Genomic DNA, 17,041 nt, shown 5'->3' on the forward strand with positions numbered 1-17,041 from the left:
CCCGCGGCCCCTGGCCTCCAAGTACTACCTAATCGAAAAGACAGGTACCAGCTACGCGTTCACGGGAGACCGGAGGGCAATTAGGTTTCTTTACCAGAGACAAGACCTGTTCTGGTTCTCGGTACTTGGCTCACTAGGGGGTGTGAGACTGGCAATGCACGCACGACACGTAGGCCCAGGCTTCCCGGTCCACAGGACGCGGGTAATAGGCGGGGCCGGCGACGAGGAGTCCTTCGAGACCAAGGACTCTCCCCCAGCCGTCGCCGGCCCTCTTGCCCCTTCGGACACGCGAAGGGGCCGCACAGCCCTGTTGAAGGCCAGCCATGACCAGGGCACCCCCACAAACCCAGGCCTCCTGCTGGACCTGGTCAACGGCGCACAGACCCTGACCGATTCCCTGGATCTGCTGGTGGCAGTCTCTGCCGGGCATGTGGCCAGGACGGCCAACCTGGACGTTGGCTGCGGCCTGGTGCTGCGCCAGCCGAAGCGGAGCCCTGCCATCACCGGCACCTCGGGGGAAGTTGTCCGACTGCTGGACTGGGAACGGGAGATGGCCGAGGGGCCGGTGACCGATGTGTTGTCCGGCGGCCACCCCGTAGCGGTCCTCCAGAGGAATGGCGACTTCCGGTGGCGGCAATATTCCACCCAGCTGCAGTCAGCCGGGTTCGGCAGCGCCCTTGCGGTGCGGCTCCGCCTTGATGCGGACATTCCGGCTGACGACGGGATCCCCGGCAACACTGAACTGGGCCAGTCCACTGCCGCGCTCGCCTTCTTTGCGCAGGACGCGAAGGCCTTCCCGCTCCAGGCCATCGCGGAAGCACGCACCTTCGCCGCCCTGGCAACCAGGAGCCTGCAGATGGCCATCAACCTGCATACCGCCCGTTCGCTGGCCACCGACCTCCGGTCGGCCCTGGACAGCCGCACGTCCATCAATGTGGCCTGTGGAGTGATCATGGCCCAGAACAGGTGCTCCTACCAGGAGGCGTTTTCCATCCTGGCCAAGGCATCCAGCCACCGGAACATCAAGGTGCGCAAGGTGGCCGAGGACATCCTTGAGCGCCTGCCCGAAGGCACACCGCACTCACACTTCGGCCGCTAGCCACCCCCTGACCACCGCCGCAGGCCACCCCTGCCTGCCTCCTTGGTTCACTCCTGCCGGAATGGGTAGGGAACAATGAGGTCCAGCAGCGGAAGGGCAGGCGGATGGAGAGCACGCAGGCGGCCGTCCCGCGCACCCGCGGGAGCGCCCTTACCTGCCTGGCAGGTCCCCTGGCCACCGCCCTGGGTCTGGCCGGGCATGTTGCCGGCGGAGGCGCGTCACCCGCCGTCGTCATCGTCGTTGCGCTGGCGGCCCTGCTGGGCCTGGGCGCGGTGCTCCTCGAACGTCTGGCGCCCCCGCAGCTGCCGGGCTGGGCTGTCCTGGCGGCATCCGCCGTCGCCCAGCAACTGCTGCACCTTGCCTTCTCAGCTTTCTCAACCGCCAGCGCCGTCCCTTTGCCGGGCCACGACCACGGCGCCGGGAGCGCTCCGGGCGTGCCGTCGTCGTCGGCCGCTGCTCCGGCAGTGCACTCACTCCACCTGATGCTGTACCTGCACGCGGGGGCTGCGCTGGGAGCCGCTGCCGTTGTTGCCCAGTGGAGCAAGGTCTCCGCGTGGGTCCGGGCACGCATCAGGACGTAAGGGTGCCCCTGGCGATGCTCACGGTGGAGTGGGCCGGGTTCCCGTCCATGGGCTCGTCCGACACATCCACCACCGGGTACTGCGACAAGTCAAGGCCGGCGGGCACCTGGAACGTTCCCGACGTGGAGTTCATGACGCCAAGGCTGACCAGCTTGGAGAGGTCCGGGGCGATCAGCCACACCTCCTGGTAGCCCTTGGCTTCATCCTTGTCCAGGCTGACCTCCAGGCTGCGTGAACCGTCGGCAGCGGACACCACCTTGGCTGATCCGGCGGCGGAATGCTGGGCCAACGGGGTCAGTTGGGCCTCGGCAAGTTCCCGGGGCTGGGGCGGGCGGTTCACGGCCCAGACCGCACCCGCAACCACCAGGACAGCAGCAGCGGCCGTCGCCAGCCACGCACCGGGGCGCTGCCACCAGGCGCCCTTCATTCGGGCACCTTCTGGCCGGGCACCTTCTGGCCGGGCAGGCATGGGAACAACGTTCGACGGCGCCGCGTCCCCGGGTGCCGCCGTGGCGGCAGGCGTTGCCCCGCCTTCCTTGGGTGGTCCCGCAGCCAGCGGGTCCTCCCGGACAGACTCCCCCAATCCAAGTTCCTGGTGGATTCCCGCCCAGACCTGGGGCCCGGGGACGGACAGGCGGCTGGTATCCGGCGTCGTCTTCACTGCCTCCACCGTGCGGCGCAGGGCGGCGTAGTCGGCGGCGCACTGGGGGCAGGCCAGGAGGTGTTCGCGGCCTGCCGGGTCCTCCCAGTCGTCGTACAGCGCCAGGAGGCTCAACTGGTCCGGATCAAGATGCGGCATGGTCTACCTCCAATCTGCTTCTCAGGTGCGTCAGGCTGCGCCGGATGTGGCTCTTGACGGTACCAAGGGGCAGGTCCAGTTTCCGCGAGATCTGTTCGTGCGTCAGGTCCTCATAGAAGGCAAGCTTCATGATGGAACCCTGGGGCTCGCCGAGCCTGTCCAGTTCGCCGTCCAGGAGCAGCCGGTCCGCAAGGGTTTCCGCCGCCTCAGTTCCCGCCCCGGGATCCGCAGCGAGGCCGGCCCCGGCAGCAGCATGCGCCTTGCGTGCTTCGCGGGCCGATGACTGCTGCGCATCGGTTATTGCGTTCCTTGTGATCCCCACGATCCATGCCGGAAGCCTCGCCACCTGCGGGTTGAAGGTGCTCCGCGACCGCCACACCCGGATGAAGACCTCCTGCGTCACATCGTCCGCTGCGGCCCGGTCGGCCAGCGACCGGAGGGCCAGGGTATGCACCAGGGGCGCGAACTCGCGATAGGCCGCTGCCAGCGCATGCTCATCGCCGGACAGGAAGGAGGCGGTCAGCCCGTCGTCCCATCCTTGGGCGGCGCGGCCGGGGAGCGTCACGGGCGCCTCCCTCCCGGCTTCGGCGACGAGATACATTGCGGGCCACCGCTTATCCAGGAAGTGGTTCATCCGGGGACTGGTTCATTCAGGGACTGCGGTGACAATGACATTGTCGCTGTAGTCCATCCGCGCGTCCAGCCATCTGCCGCCGCAGGTTACCAGCTTGAGTTCGTGCGGTCCTGAGCGGCGGAACACGGAGGCGCCGTCGAACCTGTCCTTGGCCATCAGCTCCACGCCCACAACCCGGTAGGTAACGGCCGGGGCACCTTCCCGCCCCACCCTGATAACGGTTCCCGCCGCGAGCGACTTCAGCGCCGAGAACGGCGCGCGGTCCGAGGTGGTGTCGATGTGTCCGGCGATGACGGCCGTACCTTCGGCAGCCCCCGCGGCCGCGCCGTACTTGTACCAGGCGGCACGGTCGAACACGTCTGGAATTTCCATCGCACCCCCGGCTGACACTCCCCCGGGCACCACGGGCATGTCGATGGCCGTCCCGGCCACAGTAATCGAGGTGGGAGGCGGGGCGGCAGCGGCGGCCGGCAGGGTTGCCGGCCGGACCGGGATGGCCGCTGGCGGCGCAGCAGCAGGGGTGGAAGAGGCAGCGTCAACGGCAGCTGCGGGGGGCTCCGGGGTGCTGGGCGGAGCGGGCACAGCCGAAGCCACCACAGGAGCCGGCGACTGCCCGGAAGTGGTGGGGTCCCCGGCGCCGCAGCCGGAAAGAACCAGCGCAGCGGCGGCCAGCACTGCTGCCCCGGCACTAAAGGAATGCCGGCGGCGCTGGGCGCCTGCCCTCGTCGTACCTGTCTTCACGCCTGCCGCCTCCTGGAAACGTCGTGCATCGAACAACTGGAAGGACCGGGGCAGGGGCCCGTCCGCGGGTGTGCGGCCGGGCCCCTGCCTTTTATGGTCCTGCGAAGGGAGCGTTAGAGCTGCGCGCGGCGGGCGCGGACCACGCGGCTTACGCCCACCGCCCCGGCCAGCAATGCCACGGCTGCCAGGCCGAATCCGGCGGTGGTGGCAGCGGAGCCCACCCCGGCGGAATCAGCGGAACCATTAAGGGCACCTGGCACGGAGGCCGGGGCCGAGTGCAGGCCGTCGATGGTCTGCACAGCGAGCTTCAGGTTCTGGTCCGCCAGGCTGCCCCAGGCGTAGACGATGGTGTGCGTCCCTTCCGCCACAGCTACGTCCGCCGGGCCGATCACCGGGGTGGTGGTGCCGGCGGCGGCAACTGCAGCCGGGACTGTGCCGGGATCGAGGGTCAGGGTTTGCTCGTTCGGGTTGGCCAGGTTGGTGACGACGGCGGTGCCGCCCGCCAGGACATCGACGGCGGGTGCAGCGGCGGCGTGCCGGACGGTCAGTTTGCCCTTGCCGGCCGGGATCTGGGACACGTCATTGGTGAAGAGGCTGGCGGTGGGCTTGCCGTCCGCGCCCAGGTGGGCAGCAGCGGTGTAGTTTCCGTTGGCGGCCAGGTTGACGCTGACCGGGCCAATGGCCGGTGCGGACGCGTCGGCGGCGTCGGCTGCCGTGATGGCGATGTCGTAGGTGCCGGCCGGAAGCGCCAGTGGCCCGGCAAGGGCTCCCGGGGCGAAATCATCGAGCGTGCGTTCGCCGTTGACCCAGACGTCCACGGTCAGTCCGGGGACCCCGTGCAGGACGGAAAGCTGGGCATCCCCGTCGGCTGCGCTGGCGGGACCCGCCAGAGCGATTGCCGCTGCAATGGCTGCTGCACCGGCACCTGCGGTGAAGATTGTGTTGCGCATGTCCATCTCCTTGAACGGCCCGGCTCCCGGGCATTTTGTGCTGACACCCCTACTACCGGCGGAGCCCCGGATTTGGATGCAGATTCATGGAGATTTTTTTGGCGGCTTGGCTCCTAGGCGGATTCCGGCGGAGCGGTGCTGGCGCGGAGGACCAGTTCCGGCGGGACCACGGTGGAGCTGACCGGGGCGCCGGACTCGATTTCCTCGAGCATGATGTCCATGCAGCGGCGGCCCAGCTCCTCGAAGTCTTGGCGGACGGTGGTCAGCGGGGGCGTGAAGTACCCTGCCTCCGGCTGGTCGTCGAAGCCCACCACGGAGACGTCGTCGGGCACTTTGACCCCAGCCTCGGTGAAGGCGCGCAGCAGGCCCAGTGCCATCTGGTCGTTGCCCACAAAAATGGCCGTCGCTGCGCGTCCGGACGCCAGCTCGCGGCCAATCGAGTAGCCGCTGCCGGCACTCCAGTCGCCTTCCACCAGCAGGGACTCATCCAGCCCCGCGTCCCGGAGCGCGGCGCGCCAGCCCTCCGCGCGCTCGGCGCCGTCGGTCCAGTCCGGCGGGCCCGCGATGTGCCCGATCTGCCGGTGGCCTTCCTTGATGAGATGTTCGACGGCGAGCCTGGCGCCCGCGCGCTGGTCCACCATCGCGCCGCTCACCGAAGCACTGCCGGCCGAGCCCACAGCCACCACGGGCACCGGGAGGTTCATCTGTTCCAGCACGGCCAGGGTTTGCGAGTGCGGCACCAACACGGCGATGCCGTCCACGGCCTGGTCCATGAAGTGGCCGACAGCATCGGAGATGGCGTCCTTGCTGACTTCCCGAAGGGCGGCGATGCTGACAAAGTAGCCAGCGTTCCGGGCGGCATTTTCAACGCCCACCAGGGTGTTGGCCGGGCCGTACTGCGAGAGCTCGCTGGCCAGTACGCCGATGGTCTGCGAGCGCCGCGTGACAAGGCTCCGGGCAGCGGTATTGCGCCGGTACCCCAGTTCCGCGATGGCCGCTTCCACTTTTTCCCGGGTCGCCTTGCTGACGTTGGGGTGGTTGTTCACCACGCGGGACACGGTCTGGTGGGAGACCCCGGCGATTTTGGCCACGTCTTCCAGGCGCGGCATCCGGCCCTTGCTGATTTTTGCCATGTGCCTATTGTGCCTGCTGCGGCCCCTGCGGCTGCCTGTGTTGCGCGATGCAAATCATGGCCCTGCTGATGGTGGATGAATGCTTGCGCTGTCCCGTCGGGATGGGAAGGATGAAGGCCATCCGCGTCTGCAACGAAGGAGCCGGCCCAATGACCAAGTACCTGATCTCGTTTCCCAGCGGCGTGATGGACATCCCCGACGGCGGCCTGCAGGAGGTTGCCGACGCCGCCCATGCGGTGGTGCAGGAGGCAAAGGACACCGGCGTCTGGGTGTTCGGCGGCGGCATCGACGAGAGCGTCCGGCCGGTTATGGTCGACGGCGGCGGAACCGTCACGGAAGGCACCTACCCGCAGACGGCGCAGCTGGAAGGGGGCTACACAGTGCTGGAGCTGCCCAGCTATGACGCTGCGCTGCACTGGGCCGCGAAGATCGCCGCCGCCTGCCGCTGCGCCCAGGAAGTGCGGGCGTTCCAGTACGACCCCGCCAGCTGAACGCTGAACCCGGCCGCCTGGACCTGGAGTAATAGTGGAACTGCAGTATCCGTTCACGGGTGCCTGGCTGGTGCAGAACTCCCCCGCGGACCGGGTCCCCAGCCATGGGACGCGGCTTTTGGGCACGAGCTACGCCATCGACTTCACGCCGGTGGACCGGAACGGGCGTTCTGCGCGGTTCACCCTGGCGTCGCTGGTCCGGCCGGAGCCGCCGGAGCACTTCGCCGGTTTCGGCAGGGCAGTCCAGGCGCCGGTGTCCGGTCTGGTGTGCGCCGCCCACGATGGCGAGACTGACCATGCCGCCTTCCGCGGCCTCCCTTCAATCGGCTATGCCGCCACCCAGGCCAGGCGTGTCCGGGAAGGGTGGCTGGGCCTGGCCGGCAACCACGTGATGATCGAGAGCGCGGGCTTGTTCGTCTCGCTGTGCCATCTCAAGCGGGGAAGCGTCCGGGTCCGGCCGGGGCAATGGGTTGAGTGCGGCGAAGTGCTGGGAGCGTGCGGCAACTCCGGCAACAGCACCGAACCGCACCTGCACGTGCAGGCCATGGACGGCCCCGATCCGGAACAGGCTTCCGCGGTTCCCATCACGTTTCCCGGCGGGCTGCCCAGGAACGGGACCGTACTGGCACTTTAAGGGCCGCCTGTGCAAAGGCTGTCCGCCCAAGGAGCCGTCTTCTTGACCCTGCCTCCCTGAAGCGGAAAGACCCCCACGTCCTTGACACGATCCGTGAGGGTCTTTCCTTTAGCTGCTCCGCACATTGGGGGGACGTGCGTTCCTGCTTCCCTAAAAGTAGTAGGGCAAATGCTACTTTTCCAGTCGACACCCCGGCGGGATGGGGCACTGCACAGGGGGTTTGATTGGTTCAAGGTCCTAAGACACCGGCAGGCCAGCGGCTGCATGCCGCTGACCTGCGTAAATGGTGGGCCCTGTGGGGCTCGAACCCACGACCCACGGATTAAAAGTCCGATGCTCTACCAACTGAGCTAAAGGCCCCTGCCAGCCAGCCAAACACGTTGTGTCCGCCCGTCCGGCCCAATCCATTTCTGGACGTTAATACTCTAACCCATGGTTCCGGCGTCTTTCGCACCTGTTCCGGGAGCCGCCGTCGTGCGCCTGAAGCGACTGGTGAAGGCCCTTTTGCCCGGAACGGGACGATCGCAAACGTGCTCGATTTCCACTGCGGCACAGGAGTAGCGTGGGGGCATGAGCGAGCAAGCAGGGACCAGTCCGTACGGCGGCAGCAACCGGCACCACAAGCCCAAGCCTTTCGCACCGATGGACTTCGAGCCCTTCGCCGGCGGCGCTGATCCCGCACGCGTATCCGAGGCCGCCCACCTCGCCGCCCAGGCCCTGGTCCGCCACGGCCGCGACAGCGACGACCCCCAAATCACCGAACGCCTGGTGCGGCTCGCCGACGAACAGGGCCTGGACGCCATTGCCGAAATGTGGGCCGAAAGCCCCGCGCGTTCCCTTCCCGGCGCGCTCTGGCGCCTCTACGCCCTCCGCGCCGCCACCGTCCAGGACCCGGAGCGCATCTCCGTGTACTTCCGTGCCGGCAGGGACACCGCCCAGGTCTCCAATGTGGTGGCCGGGGCCGCCGAGCCGCCGGGCGCTGACGAAATGCGCACCATGGCCGATGCCATCCTCTCCGGCGCATTCGACGGCGATTTCGACGTGGCGCTGGAACGTTCCGCCGCCTTCTGCCGCGTGGTGGCGCTCGGCCAGGCCACCCTCGCAGACGGTGCCGAGCATGCCAACGAGGCACATGCCAGCAAGCTGACGCGGAACTCGCACCAACTGGTGAAGACCGCCGAGGACCTGGAACACGCCGCCAACGCGTGGCGCCTGGGCGAGCTGGACTGAGTCCTCTTTTCCGGCGGCCTTTGCCCGAAACCCGGATTTTCCGGCAGGCACCGGGCCCCCGCTGTCAAGATTGACTTGGGCCGGGTGAAGTAGAAGACTGAAACCGGTGCCGAGCCGCGAAACCCCCGGGCTTCAACAATTAGCCGCCTAGAGCGGCCTACCGCCGAGAGGCGTATCCGGTTCGGCACCATTTTTCTGCCCTCATCCAGGTGGCCGATTCAGAGGGTGCTGCTACGGGCCGGTAGAGTAAGCGACAGTTGCCCGCCGGCGTCAAGTCACACCGCAGCAACCCCGCCTTGATAAGTCCCCGGAGACCGGTAAATACGTGAAGCTGCGCCTTTTTCCCCAGGAGCCCGCAGGGCTGAAGCTGCTCTCGCAGATGGCACAACAGATCGTGCTGGCCAGTGCCACCCTGGCCGAGATCCTTGGCGTACCCGCGGACGAGCACGCCAAGCTCGTGGAGGACATGCACAACATCGAGGCCAAGTCCGCCGAACTGCATTTCGCCCTGCTGACCCACATGCGCAGCAGCTTTGTGAATCCCCTCCCCCGCGAAGACATGTATGCGCTGTCCCGGTACCTAAACGAGGCCATGGAGAAGATGGATGCCGCCGCGGAGCTGGTGGCCCTGTACAAGCTGGACCGCCTGCCCAAGCGTGCCGCCGACCAGCTCGAGATCATCAGCCGGCAGGCCGAACTGACCGTGGACGCAATGCGCAGGCTCAATGACCTGGATGACCTCGAGGACTATTGGATCGAGATCCTCCGCCTCGCCAAACGGGCCGAGCGGACCCATCGCGTCTGGGTGGCGGACATGATCGCGGACATGAAGTGGGCCCAGTACTCCCGCAACCGGGACATCGCCAACCAGTTGGTGGAGGTCACCAAGGACATGCGGCGGGTGGCCACCCAGGTAGGCAGCATCATCGTCAAGGAATCCTGAGGTGGCAGCGGTCATCTTCGGCGCGGTGGTCCTGCTGGCCGCGGCGTTTGCCTTCCTGAACGGCTTCCGCGATGCATCCACCTCCGTTGCCTTGGCCGTGCGGAACCGTGCCCTCACCCCCAGCGTCGGCGTGCTCCTTGCCGCGTTCTTCAACTTTGTCGGGGCCCTCCTGAGCGCCCTGCTGGCCGTCGCCGCAAGCCAGACCTGGATCAACCTTCCCAGCGGCGCCGACGGCCTCACCATCCTGGTGGCCGGGCTGGCCAGCGCCTGCGCCTGGGGGCTGCTGATGTGGTGGCGCGGCATTCCGGCCTCATCCACCCATGCCCTGGTGGGCGGCCTTGCCGGCGCGGGCCTTGCCAGCTTGGCGATCGGCGGACCGGGAGTGGCCGGCGTGGACCAGTCCCTGCTGTTCCAGGTGGTCCTGCCGCTGGTGCTGTCTCCCCTGGTGGCCTACAGCGGCTCCTTCCTCCTGGTGTATCCGGCCACGTGGGTGGCCCGCTACACCCAGCCCAACGTGGTGAACCAGCGCTTCCGCCGGGGCCAGGCTGTTGCCGCCGGTGCAGTGGCCTTCGGCCACGGCCTGCAGGACGGGCAACGCGTCAGCGCCGTGCTGCTGCTGGCCCTCCTGGCGGCAGGCTATTCCGACGGCGGGATCCCCACCTGGGTGGCAGCACTCTCCGCCGTCATGATGACGGCCGGAACACTTTTTGGCGGCTGGCGGATCTCGCAAACCATCGGCTACAAGATCACCAGGATCGATCCCCTCCGCGGCTCCGTGGCCCAGACCTTCAGCGCGCTGATGCTCTTTGTGGGCGCCATCGGGCTGCACTGGCCGCTGTCCACCACCCACACCGTCACCGCTGGAGCCCTGGGAGCCGGCGAAAACCAGCACTTCTCCGTGACCAACCGGAAGCTGGTCATCCGGATCCTGTGGCTCTGGGCCCTGACTCCCCTGGTTACCTGCGCCCTGGCCTTCGTGCTGGCCCTGGCGCTCTCCCCCATCTCCGTCTAGGCGGGGTTGGCGCAGGCTCCGGCTCCCCTGTACAGGGAATCCGCCGTGACGTACATTCGAAAGTGCGCCCCCGGTCGATGGTGCCGGGGAGCGGCGTCCGCGCCGTGTGCAGGGCTGCGGATGAGCGCCGCTGCAGCAACACGGCGGCTTGGATGCACCACGCGGAAATGAGCACGCGTCATGTCTTTCCAGTATTCCCGGCGCCCCCTGCCACAGCCCCGGCAGCCCCAGTGCGAGGCCTGTGGAACCGAGCACCAGCTGACCATCCACGCCATCACGGCCATCGGCGCCGCGGGTGGGGACCTGGTGACGGTCTCCTACACCTGCAACGACTGCAACCTGTTCCAGGAACACACCGCCTACGCTACCGACGTCGCCGCTGCGCTGAACCAGGTCCGGTGGATGGCCAAGGTGGTCATCTTCGGGGACGACTACATCCACTGCGGTTTTCCCATGGAGGAGGCCGAGTTCGAAGTTGAGCGGCTCTGCTACCGCAGCAGCAGGACCGGCCGCAGCCTCAACGCGGTGTCCCTGCCCACCCGGGTGCTGCGCTGCCACTGCGGGTTCCAGCTGGAAGTCCCGGAGTGACAGCGCCGACAGGCTGTACGGGCCTGCGCAGTGACAGTCGGGCTCGCTGCGCAGGGGCAGCCCGTTCGCAATGAGTCGCGGTTTCGGCGCGAGGTTTTGCCGAGGGAGCTTAGCTCTTGGCTAGAGCTTGATGGCCGCCGGGCCGCCCGGCGCGGCCAGAAGGACGGCTGCAAGCTCTTCCGGCGTCAGGTTCGCGGCTGAACAGAGCTCATCCTGCGCAATTCCAGCAGTGGAAGCTGCCCGGACTGCCTGCCGCAGGGACTCCTGGGCATTGTCCAGTTCCCACTGCATGCTTTCTACGAGCGAACTGGCCCGCCAGACAACGGAGAGGACGTCCTCCTCCTCGGCAGCGACGGCAAGGTGGGGTTCGAGTTCCGGGGCCAAGGGCCCGGCCGCGAGGGGTCCGGCCAAGCCGGCCGCAGCGGCAAAACCCTCCGCCGGCAGGACGGGGTCAGGCAGTACGGAATCCGGGAACCCGAGATCGGGCAGGACCGCGTCCTGTACCGTTGCGCCTGCGTCCACCGCCGGTACGGAAACCGTAAGCTGGGGGCCCAGAGGGCTGCTCGCCGTCTGCGTCATGGCAAAACTCCTTAAGCTGGCTTACTACTAGTTCCGTAAGTATCTAGTTGAGCGTACTAAATGATTGCGTAGAGCGCCAACAGGAGCCCGGCTTACCCGAAGCGACCGGAAACGTAGTCCTCGGTGGCCTTCTGGACCGGGTTGCTGAAAATGGTGTGGGTGTCGCCGTATTCGATCAGCTTGCCCGGCTTGCCGGTGCCCGCGATGTTGAAGAATGCCGTCTTGTCCGACACACGCGCGGCCTGCTGCATGTTGTGGGTAACGATCACCACCGTGTACTGGTCCTTGAGCTCATTGATGAGGTCCTCGATGGCCAGGGTGGAGATGGGGTCCAGGGCGGAGCACGGCTCGTCCATTAGGATCACCTGCGGCTCCACTGCGATGGCGCGGGCAATGCAGAGGCGCTGCTGCTGGCCGCCGGAGAGGCCGGAGCCGGGCTTCTCCAGCCGGTCCTTGACCTCGTTCCACAGGTTGGCGCCCTTGAGCGAGCGCTCCACCAGGACGTCGGCCTCGCCCTTGGAAATCTTCTTGTTGTTCAGCTTCACGCCCGCCAGCACGTTGTCCCGGATGGACATGGTGGGGAACGGGTTGGGCCGCTGGAAGACCATGCCGATCTGCGAGCGCACGGTCACGGGGTCCACGCCGGGGCCGTACAGGTTGTCGCCGTCGAGCAGGACCTCGCCCTCGACGCGTGCGCCGGGGATTACCTCGTGCATGCGGTTCAGGGTGCGCAGGAAGGTGGACTTTCCGCAGCCGGACGGACCGATGAACGCGGTGACGGACTTGGCCTCGATGTTGATGCTGACGTCCTCCACGGCGAGGAAATCGCCGTAGTACACGTTCAGGTCCTTGACGTCGATGCGCTTAGACATGGTGTTCCTTCACTTACTGGGTATGGGTTGAAGTCTAGGTTCCGCCGCGGAGGGGCGGAAGGCGGGACGGGGTGCTGCTTACCGGCCCGTTTTGGGAGCGAAGATCCTGGCGATCAGGCGTGCCACCAGGTTCAAGACCATCACCAGGATGATCAGCACCAGCGCCGCTCCCCATGCCCGCTGCGAGGACGGGTCCGGGTTGGAAGGCGAGGTGGGGTTGAGGATCTGGGTGTAGATGAAGGTGGGCAGCGAGGCCATCCAGCCGCCGAACACGTTCGAGTTGATGCTGGTGGCAAAGCCGGCGGTGACCAGGATGGGCGCCGTCTCGCCGATCACCCGGGCGATTGCCAGGGTGACGCCGGACGCGATGCCGGAGATCGCCGTCGGGATAACCACCTTGAGGATGGTCCGCCACTTGCGCACGCCCAGGGCGTACGCGGCCTCGCGGAGTTCGTTGGGGACGATCTTGAGCATTTCCTCGCTGGAGCGGACCACCACGGGGATCATCAGCACCGAAAGCGCGACGGCGGCCACCGCGCCGGTCTTGGTGCCGGGGCCCACCACCGCGAAGAAGAATGCGGCCGCGAACAGGCCGGCCACAATGGAGGGGATGCCGGTCATGACATCCACGAAGAACGTGATGGCCCTGGCCAGTCGTCCATTCTGGCCGTACTCCACCAGGTAGATGGCGGTAAGCAGCCCCACGGGGACGGAGATCACCGTGGCCAGCAGCGTGATCTGCACGGTACCTAGGATGGCATGGTAAATGCCGCCCACCACGGGGGCGCCGCTCTCCACGGACTTGTTGTCGAAGGCACCGGTCACGCCGTTCATCGAGGTGGTGAGGAATCCGGGATCGAGAAGCCCTGGGATGCCGTTGACCAGCACGGTCCAGATGACCGAAACCAGCGGCAGCAGCGCCACGAGGAACGAGCCCACCACCAGGCAGGTGGCCAGCTTGTCCTTTGCCTTGCGGGAGCCCTCCACGGCCGCGCTCCAGGACACCAGGCCGATCGCGAACAGGATCGCGGAAACCACGCCCCAGCCAAACGGGTTGAAGCCGATCAGGGCCATGATGGCAGCGCCGGCGATCAGGGCCGCACCGAGCACTGCGTATGGTGCGTACTTGGGCAGCTGGCCCTTGGTCAGTGCCGACCGCTTGCTGCGGACGGGGGTAAGCGTGGAGGTCATTTAGTTGGCTCCCGAAAATTCTTTGTGCCGGGTGATGACCCAGCGCGCGATCATGTTCACGGCCAGGGTGATGATGAACAGCACCAGGCCGGCGGCGATCAGGGTGCTGACCTTGATGCCGCTGGCTTCCGGGAAGTTCAGGGCGATCTCGGCAGCGATGGTCTGGTTTCCGGACTGGATCAGGCTGGCAGTCAGTGCACCCGAGGAGAGCACCAGGGCCACCGCCATGGTCTCGCCCAGCGCACGGCCCAGGCCCAGCATGACGGCACTGATGATGCCCGGGCGGGCGAAGGGCAGCACGGCCATCTTGATCATTTCCCAGCGGGTGGCGCCGAGCGCCAGCGCCGCTTCCTCATGCAGCTTGGGGGTCTGCAGGAAGATCTCGCGCGACAGCGAGGTGATGATCGGCAGGACCATGACGGCCAGGACAATGCCGGCGGTGAGGATGGTCTTGCCGGTGGTGGACGCCGGACCCTCGAAGATGGGCAGCCAGCCCATGTTCGCCGCGAGCCAGCCGTAGGCGGGCGAGATTTCCTTGGCCAGGAAGGCCGCACCCCAAGCGCCGTAGACCACGGAGGGAATGGCGGCCAGCAGGTCCACCACGTAGCCGAGTCCGGAGGCCAGGCCACGGGGTGCGAAGTGGGAGATGAACAGCGCCACGCCGATGGCGATGGGGGTGGCTATCACCAGCGCGATGACGGCGGCGATCAGGGTGCCGATCACGATGGGCCAGATGTAGGCGAAAAAGCCCTGGCCGCCCTGGATCTTGTCCGCGGGCGCGGTCAGCGCGGGAATTGCCTGGACTACCAGGAAGAGAGCGACGCCGAAGAGGACGGCGAGGATCAGGCACCCGGCTGCCAGCGCGGCGCCGGAAAAGACTTTGTCCCCGGCGCGTCCGGCGCCCTGGGTACTGGTCAAGGAGGTGGCGGTCATTCGACGGCCCTTCGATTCGTTGCTGGATTGAGGAGGCGGGGCGCAAAGCCAAGTTCCCCGCACTGCCTTCCGGCAGGCGGGGAACCCGGTTTTGCAGCGTCGGCTAGGATTTGACCTTGATCGAGTCGATGGCCTTGGCAGCCTTTGCGGCGAGGTCCGAGGACAGCGGGGCGGACTTGGCCGACTCAGCCGCGGCCTTCTGGCCCTCTGCGGAAACTACGTAGTGCTCGAAGGCCTTGACCAGGTCAACGGTCTCCTGCTTGTCATAGGTGCTGCACAGGACGTGGAAGGAGACCAGGACGATCGGGTAGGCGCCGGCGATGGTGGTCTTGCGGTCCAGCTTGATGGAGAGGTCGTTGGCGGCGCGGCCTTCAACCGGCTTGCCTGCGTCCACGGCCTTGGCGGCGGCGTCGGCGGAGATCTTGGTGAAGGAATCGCCCACCTTGATCTGGGCCACGCCGAGCTTGCCGCTCACGGCCGAGTCGTCAGCGTAGGTCACGGCGCCGGGGGTGTCAGTGACGGTCTTGACCACGCCGGAAGTTCCCTTGGCATTTTCACCCTGGAGGCTGGCGGGCCAGACGCCGGCAGCCTTGTCGGTCCAGACCTCGGGTGCCGCTGCGGCCAGGTAGTCGGTGAAGTTCTGGGTGGTGCCGGAGTCGTCGGAGCGGTTCACCGGCGTGACCTTCAGGTCGGGCAGCGAGACGCCGGCGTTCAGGGCGGCGATCGCGGGATCGTTCCACTTGGCGATCTGGCCGCGGAAGATCTTGGCCACGGTTGGGGCGTCCAGCTTCAGGTCGGTGACGCCGGGAACGTTGAAGGCCACGGCGATCGGGGAGATGTAGACCGGGACGTTGATGGCGCCCTCGGGGCCGCAGACGGACTTGGAGGACGCGTATTCGTCATCCTTCAGGTAGGCGTCGGAGCCAGCGAACTGGGCCGAGCCGTCCAGGATGGCTTTGCGGCCCGCGCCGGAGCCGTCCGGCGAGTACTGCACGCTGGCGCCGGAGTTGGCGGAAGCGAAGTTGGTCTTCCAGGCGTCCATGGCAGCGCCCTGGGCGGAGGAACCAATGCCGGTCAGGGTGCCGGTGACCTTGGTGCCGCCGGCGGACTGATTGCCGGCAGGAGCGGTGCCAGTGGCGTTGTCTGAACCGCAGGCGCTGAGCGCGAGTGCGCCGGCTGCGATAACAGCAATAGCCGCGTGGCGGCCGAAGCGGAGTGCCTTCACTAGATGTACCCCTTCCAGGGTTATTCAGGTGCGGGACAGGGACGGAGAACCCTGCTGCGCGATGCGTACGTTGTGTACCTTCAAGAAAGTTATGGGCCGCAGGTAACGGGATGGGCTGTCCAAAGTGAACGGAGGATTAACGACGGCGGGATATTGGCTGACAAATGCCGGGTCACCATTGCGCGGATCACAGGTCCGGCCGTAGTGGCGTCACGAAGTGCAGGACCGGACAGCAAATAGACTGAACGGCATGGCTCCAGCAGCAGGACTTTCAGCAGGCAAACGGTTCCTGCATGGCCGCATCCGCACCGGGCTGATCCGCAGCCGGAATTCCCTCATTCCAGCACTCCAGATGACCGTCTGCGCAGTGGCGGCCTACGCCTTCGCCGAGTACGTCCTGGGGCACACGGGACCGCTTTTTGCGGCCACGTCGTCCCTCATCGCCCTTGGTTTTTCCCGCGAGCCGCGGCTGCGGCGGGTAGTGGAGGTGGGCCTGGGCTGCACCATCGGGATTGCCGTGGGTGATCTTCTCCTGCACTGGCTGGGCAGCGGAATCTGGCAGGCCGCCGTCGTCCTTCTTTTCTCCATCCTGCTGGCCCGCTTCCTGGACAGCGGTGTCATCTTTACCACCCAACTGGCCCTGCAGTCGGTGCTTGTGGTGTTGCTGCCGGCGCCGGCGGGTGGCCCGTTCACCCGGAGCATCGACGCCGTGGTGGGTGGAGTTTGCGCGCTGCTGGTGACCATCCTGATGCCCAAGGATCCGCGCCGGGAGCCTCGCAGGGACGTCCAGAAGCTGCTCCATGAGCTGGCGGAGGTGCTCCGGGAGTGCGCCGATGCCATGGTCAACAGTGATTCCAGCCAGGCGTGGCATGCCCTCATCCGGGGCCGCAACTGCCAACCGCTGGTCGATGCAATGCGCCAGTCGCTCCGCGCCTCTGGGGAGGTTGCCACCCTGGCGCCCGCCTACCGCCGGCACCGGGATGAGCTGGACCGGCTCAAGCAGTCCCTGGATTTCATTGACCTGGCACTGCGGAACAGCCGGGTTTTTGCGCGCCGGCTGACCAGTGCCATCAACAATGCGGCGCTGTCCGACGAGGCGACGGACAGCATCGCCGGGGTGCTGCAGGAGACCGCTGCCGCGATTGATGAGCTGTCACTGGGCCTTGCGGAATCGCACGACGGCGTCCGCCGCGCCCACCTGCGCACCGCCCGGCGCGACCTGAGCGAGATCGCCCTTCGCCTGCATCCCAAGCTCCTGGAGGTGCAGCGGCTGGAGGGCGAAACGGTGGTCATGCTGTTCCGGCCGCTGATGGTGGACCTGCTGGAGGCCACCGGGATGGACGCGGACGAGGCCCGGGACGTGCTGCCCGCACTGTAGTGTCGGTGCCCGCCACTAGGGTTTAAGA

The 17,041-nt window shown here is 67.0% G+C and carries 19 protein-coding genes and 1 tRNA gene; 9 read left to right on the plus strand and 11 right to left on the minus strand.

Features of this window, described 5'->3' with window-relative positions; genetic code table 11:
• Positions 1–154 precede the first annotated feature (154 nt).
• A complete protein-coding gene (locus FBY30_RS04855) occupies positions 155–1,099 on the plus strand; it encodes an ANTAR domain-containing response regulator (protein WP_142131530.1) in 945 nt (314 codons plus the stop codon).
• A gap of 104 nt (positions 1,100–1,203) precedes the next feature.
• The gene (locus tag FBY30_RS04860; protein ID WP_142131532.1) at positions 1,204–1,680 is read left to right on the plus strand and encodes a hypothetical protein; all 477 of its coding nucleotides are present in this window, start codon (positions 1,204–1,206) and stop codon (positions 1,678–1,680) included.
• Here FBY30_RS04860 and FBY30_RS04865 read toward each other — a convergent pair.
• The 5 genes from FBY30_RS04865 to FBY30_RS04885 all read right to left on the minus strand — a co-directional run bounded on the left by FBY30_RS04865 (position 1,670) and on the right by FBY30_RS04885 (position 5,937).
• Positions 1,670–2,479, minus strand: coding sequence for an anti-sigma factor (locus tag FBY30_RS04865; protein ID WP_142131534.1), 810 nt, complete (start codon positions 2,477–2,479; stop codon positions 1,670–1,672). The genes FBY30_RS04860 and FBY30_RS04865 overlap by 11 nt on opposite strands.
• On the minus strand, positions 2,466–3,080 hold the full coding sequence (locus FBY30_RS04870) for a sigma-70 family RNA polymerase sigma factor (protein WP_200830748.1): 615 nt from the start codon (positions 3,078–3,080) through the stop codon (positions 2,466–2,468). The genes FBY30_RS04865 and FBY30_RS04870 overlap by 14 nt, the downstream gene beginning before the upstream one ends.
• A 45-nt stretch (positions 3,081–3,125) precedes the next feature.
• Positions 3,126–3,854, minus strand: coding sequence for a class F sortase (locus tag FBY30_RS04875; RefSeq protein ID WP_200830636.1), 729 nt, complete (start codon positions 3,852–3,854; stop codon positions 3,126–3,128).
• Between the two features lie 113 nt (positions 3,855–3,967).
• Positions 3,968–4,804, minus strand: coding sequence for a DUF4397 domain-containing protein (locus FBY30_RS04880; RefSeq protein WP_142131538.1), 837 nt, complete (start codon positions 4,802–4,804; stop codon positions 3,968–3,970).
• A gap of 113 nt (positions 4,805–4,917) precedes the next feature.
• Positions 4,918–5,937, minus strand: a complete 1,020-nt coding sequence (locus FBY30_RS04885) for a LacI family DNA-binding transcriptional regulator (protein WP_142131540.1) — start codon at positions 5,935–5,937, stop codon at positions 4,918–4,920.
• Positions 5,938–6,086: 149 nt separating this feature from the next.
• On the opposite strand from FBY30_RS04885, the gene FBY30_RS04890 reads away from it, so the two are divergent.
• Both FBY30_RS04890 and FBY30_RS04895 read left to right on the plus strand, forming a co-directional pair.
• Entirely contained in the window at positions 6,087–6,428 is a 342-nt protein-coding gene (locus FBY30_RS04890) for a YciI family protein (RefSeq protein ID WP_142131541.1), read from the plus strand.
• A 34-nt stretch (positions 6,429–6,462) separates the two neighbouring features.
• On the plus strand, positions 6,463–7,062 hold the full coding sequence (locus FBY30_RS04895; RefSeq protein ID WP_235009341.1) for a M23 family metallopeptidase: 600 nt from the start codon (positions 6,463–6,465) through the stop codon (positions 7,060–7,062).
• Positions 7,063–7,346: 284 nt separating this feature from the next.
• Here the strand turns inward: FBY30_RS04895 and FBY30_RS04900 are convergent.
• A tRNA-Lys gene (locus FBY30_RS04900) sits at positions 7,347–7,422 on the minus strand.
• A gap of 210 nt (positions 7,423–7,632) precedes the next feature.
• Between FBY30_RS04900 and FBY30_RS04905 the strand changes: the two genes are divergently transcribed.
• The 4 genes from FBY30_RS04905 (at position 7,633) to FBY30_RS04920 (ending at position 10,835) form a co-directional block, all read left to right on the plus strand.
• Positions 7,633–8,292 (plus strand): hypothetical protein, encoded by a 660-nt coding sequence (locus FBY30_RS04905; RefSeq protein ID WP_142131545.1) that lies wholly within the window; start codon positions 7,633–7,635, stop codon positions 8,290–8,292.
• Between the two features lie 325 nt (positions 8,293–8,617).
• The gene (locus tag FBY30_RS04910) at positions 8,618–9,235 is read left to right on the plus strand and encodes a DUF47 domain-containing protein (protein WP_142131547.1); all 618 of its coding nucleotides are present in this window, start codon (positions 8,618–8,620) and stop codon (positions 9,233–9,235) included.
• A gap of 1 nt (position 9,236) precedes the next feature.
• Positions 9,237–10,247 carry an inorganic phosphate transporter gene (locus tag FBY30_RS04915; RefSeq protein ID WP_142131549.1) on the plus strand — a complete coding sequence of 337 codons (1,011 nt, stop codon included), beginning with the start codon at positions 9,237–9,239 and terminating at the stop codon, positions 10,245–10,247.
• A 180-nt stretch (positions 10,248–10,427) separates the two neighbouring features.
• Positions 10,428–10,835: a hypothetical protein gene (locus tag FBY30_RS04920; RefSeq protein WP_142131551.1), complete on the plus strand. Its 408-nt coding sequence runs from the start codon at positions 10,428–10,430 to the stop codon at positions 10,833–10,835.
• Between the two features lie 120 nt (positions 10,836–10,955).
• Here the strand turns inward: FBY30_RS04920 and FBY30_RS04925 are convergent, their stop codons facing one another.
• The 5 genes from FBY30_RS04925 to pstS form a co-directional block, all read right to left on the minus strand.
• Positions 10,956–11,414: a hypothetical protein gene (locus tag FBY30_RS04925; RefSeq protein ID WP_142131553.1), complete on the minus strand. Its 459-nt coding sequence runs from the start codon at positions 11,412–11,414 to the stop codon at positions 10,956–10,958.
• Positions 11,415–11,506: 92 nt separating this feature from the next.
• Positions 11,507–12,286: a phosphate ABC transporter ATP-binding protein PstB gene (pstB, locus tag FBY30_RS04930; protein ID WP_018763202.1), complete on the minus strand. Its 780-nt coding sequence runs from the start codon at positions 12,284–12,286 to the stop codon at positions 11,507–11,509.
• A 78-nt stretch (positions 12,287–12,364) separates the two neighbouring features.
• Positions 12,365–13,477, minus strand: a complete 1,113-nt coding sequence (gene pstA, locus FBY30_RS04935; protein WP_142131556.1) for a phosphate ABC transporter permease PstA — start codon at positions 13,475–13,477, stop codon at positions 12,365–12,367.
• A complete protein-coding gene (gene pstC / locus FBY30_RS04940; RefSeq protein ID WP_142131558.1) occupies positions 13,478–14,410 on the minus strand; it encodes a phosphate ABC transporter permease subunit PstC in 933 nt (310 codons plus the stop codon). It abuts the gene before it with no gap.
• 103 nt (positions 14,411–14,513) lie between these two features.
• On the minus strand, positions 14,514–15,635 hold the full coding sequence (gene pstS / locus FBY30_RS04945; protein ID WP_142131560.1) for a phosphate ABC transporter substrate-binding protein PstS: 1,122 nt from the start codon (positions 15,633–15,635) through the stop codon (positions 14,514–14,516).
• Positions 15,636–15,885: 250 nt separating this feature from the next.
• On the opposite strand from pstS, the gene FBY30_RS04950 reads away from it, so the two are divergent.
• A complete protein-coding gene (locus tag FBY30_RS04950; RefSeq protein ID WP_142131562.1) occupies positions 15,886–17,013 on the plus strand; it encodes an FUSC family protein in 1,128 nt (375 codons plus the stop codon).
• Positions 17,014–17,041 lie beyond the last annotated feature (28 nt).

Origin of the sequence: Arthrobacter sp. SLBN-83, assembly GCF_006715285.1 — a bacterium.
Taxonomy (GTDB): Bacteria; Actinomycetota; Actinomycetes; order Actinomycetales; family Micrococcaceae; genus Arthrobacter.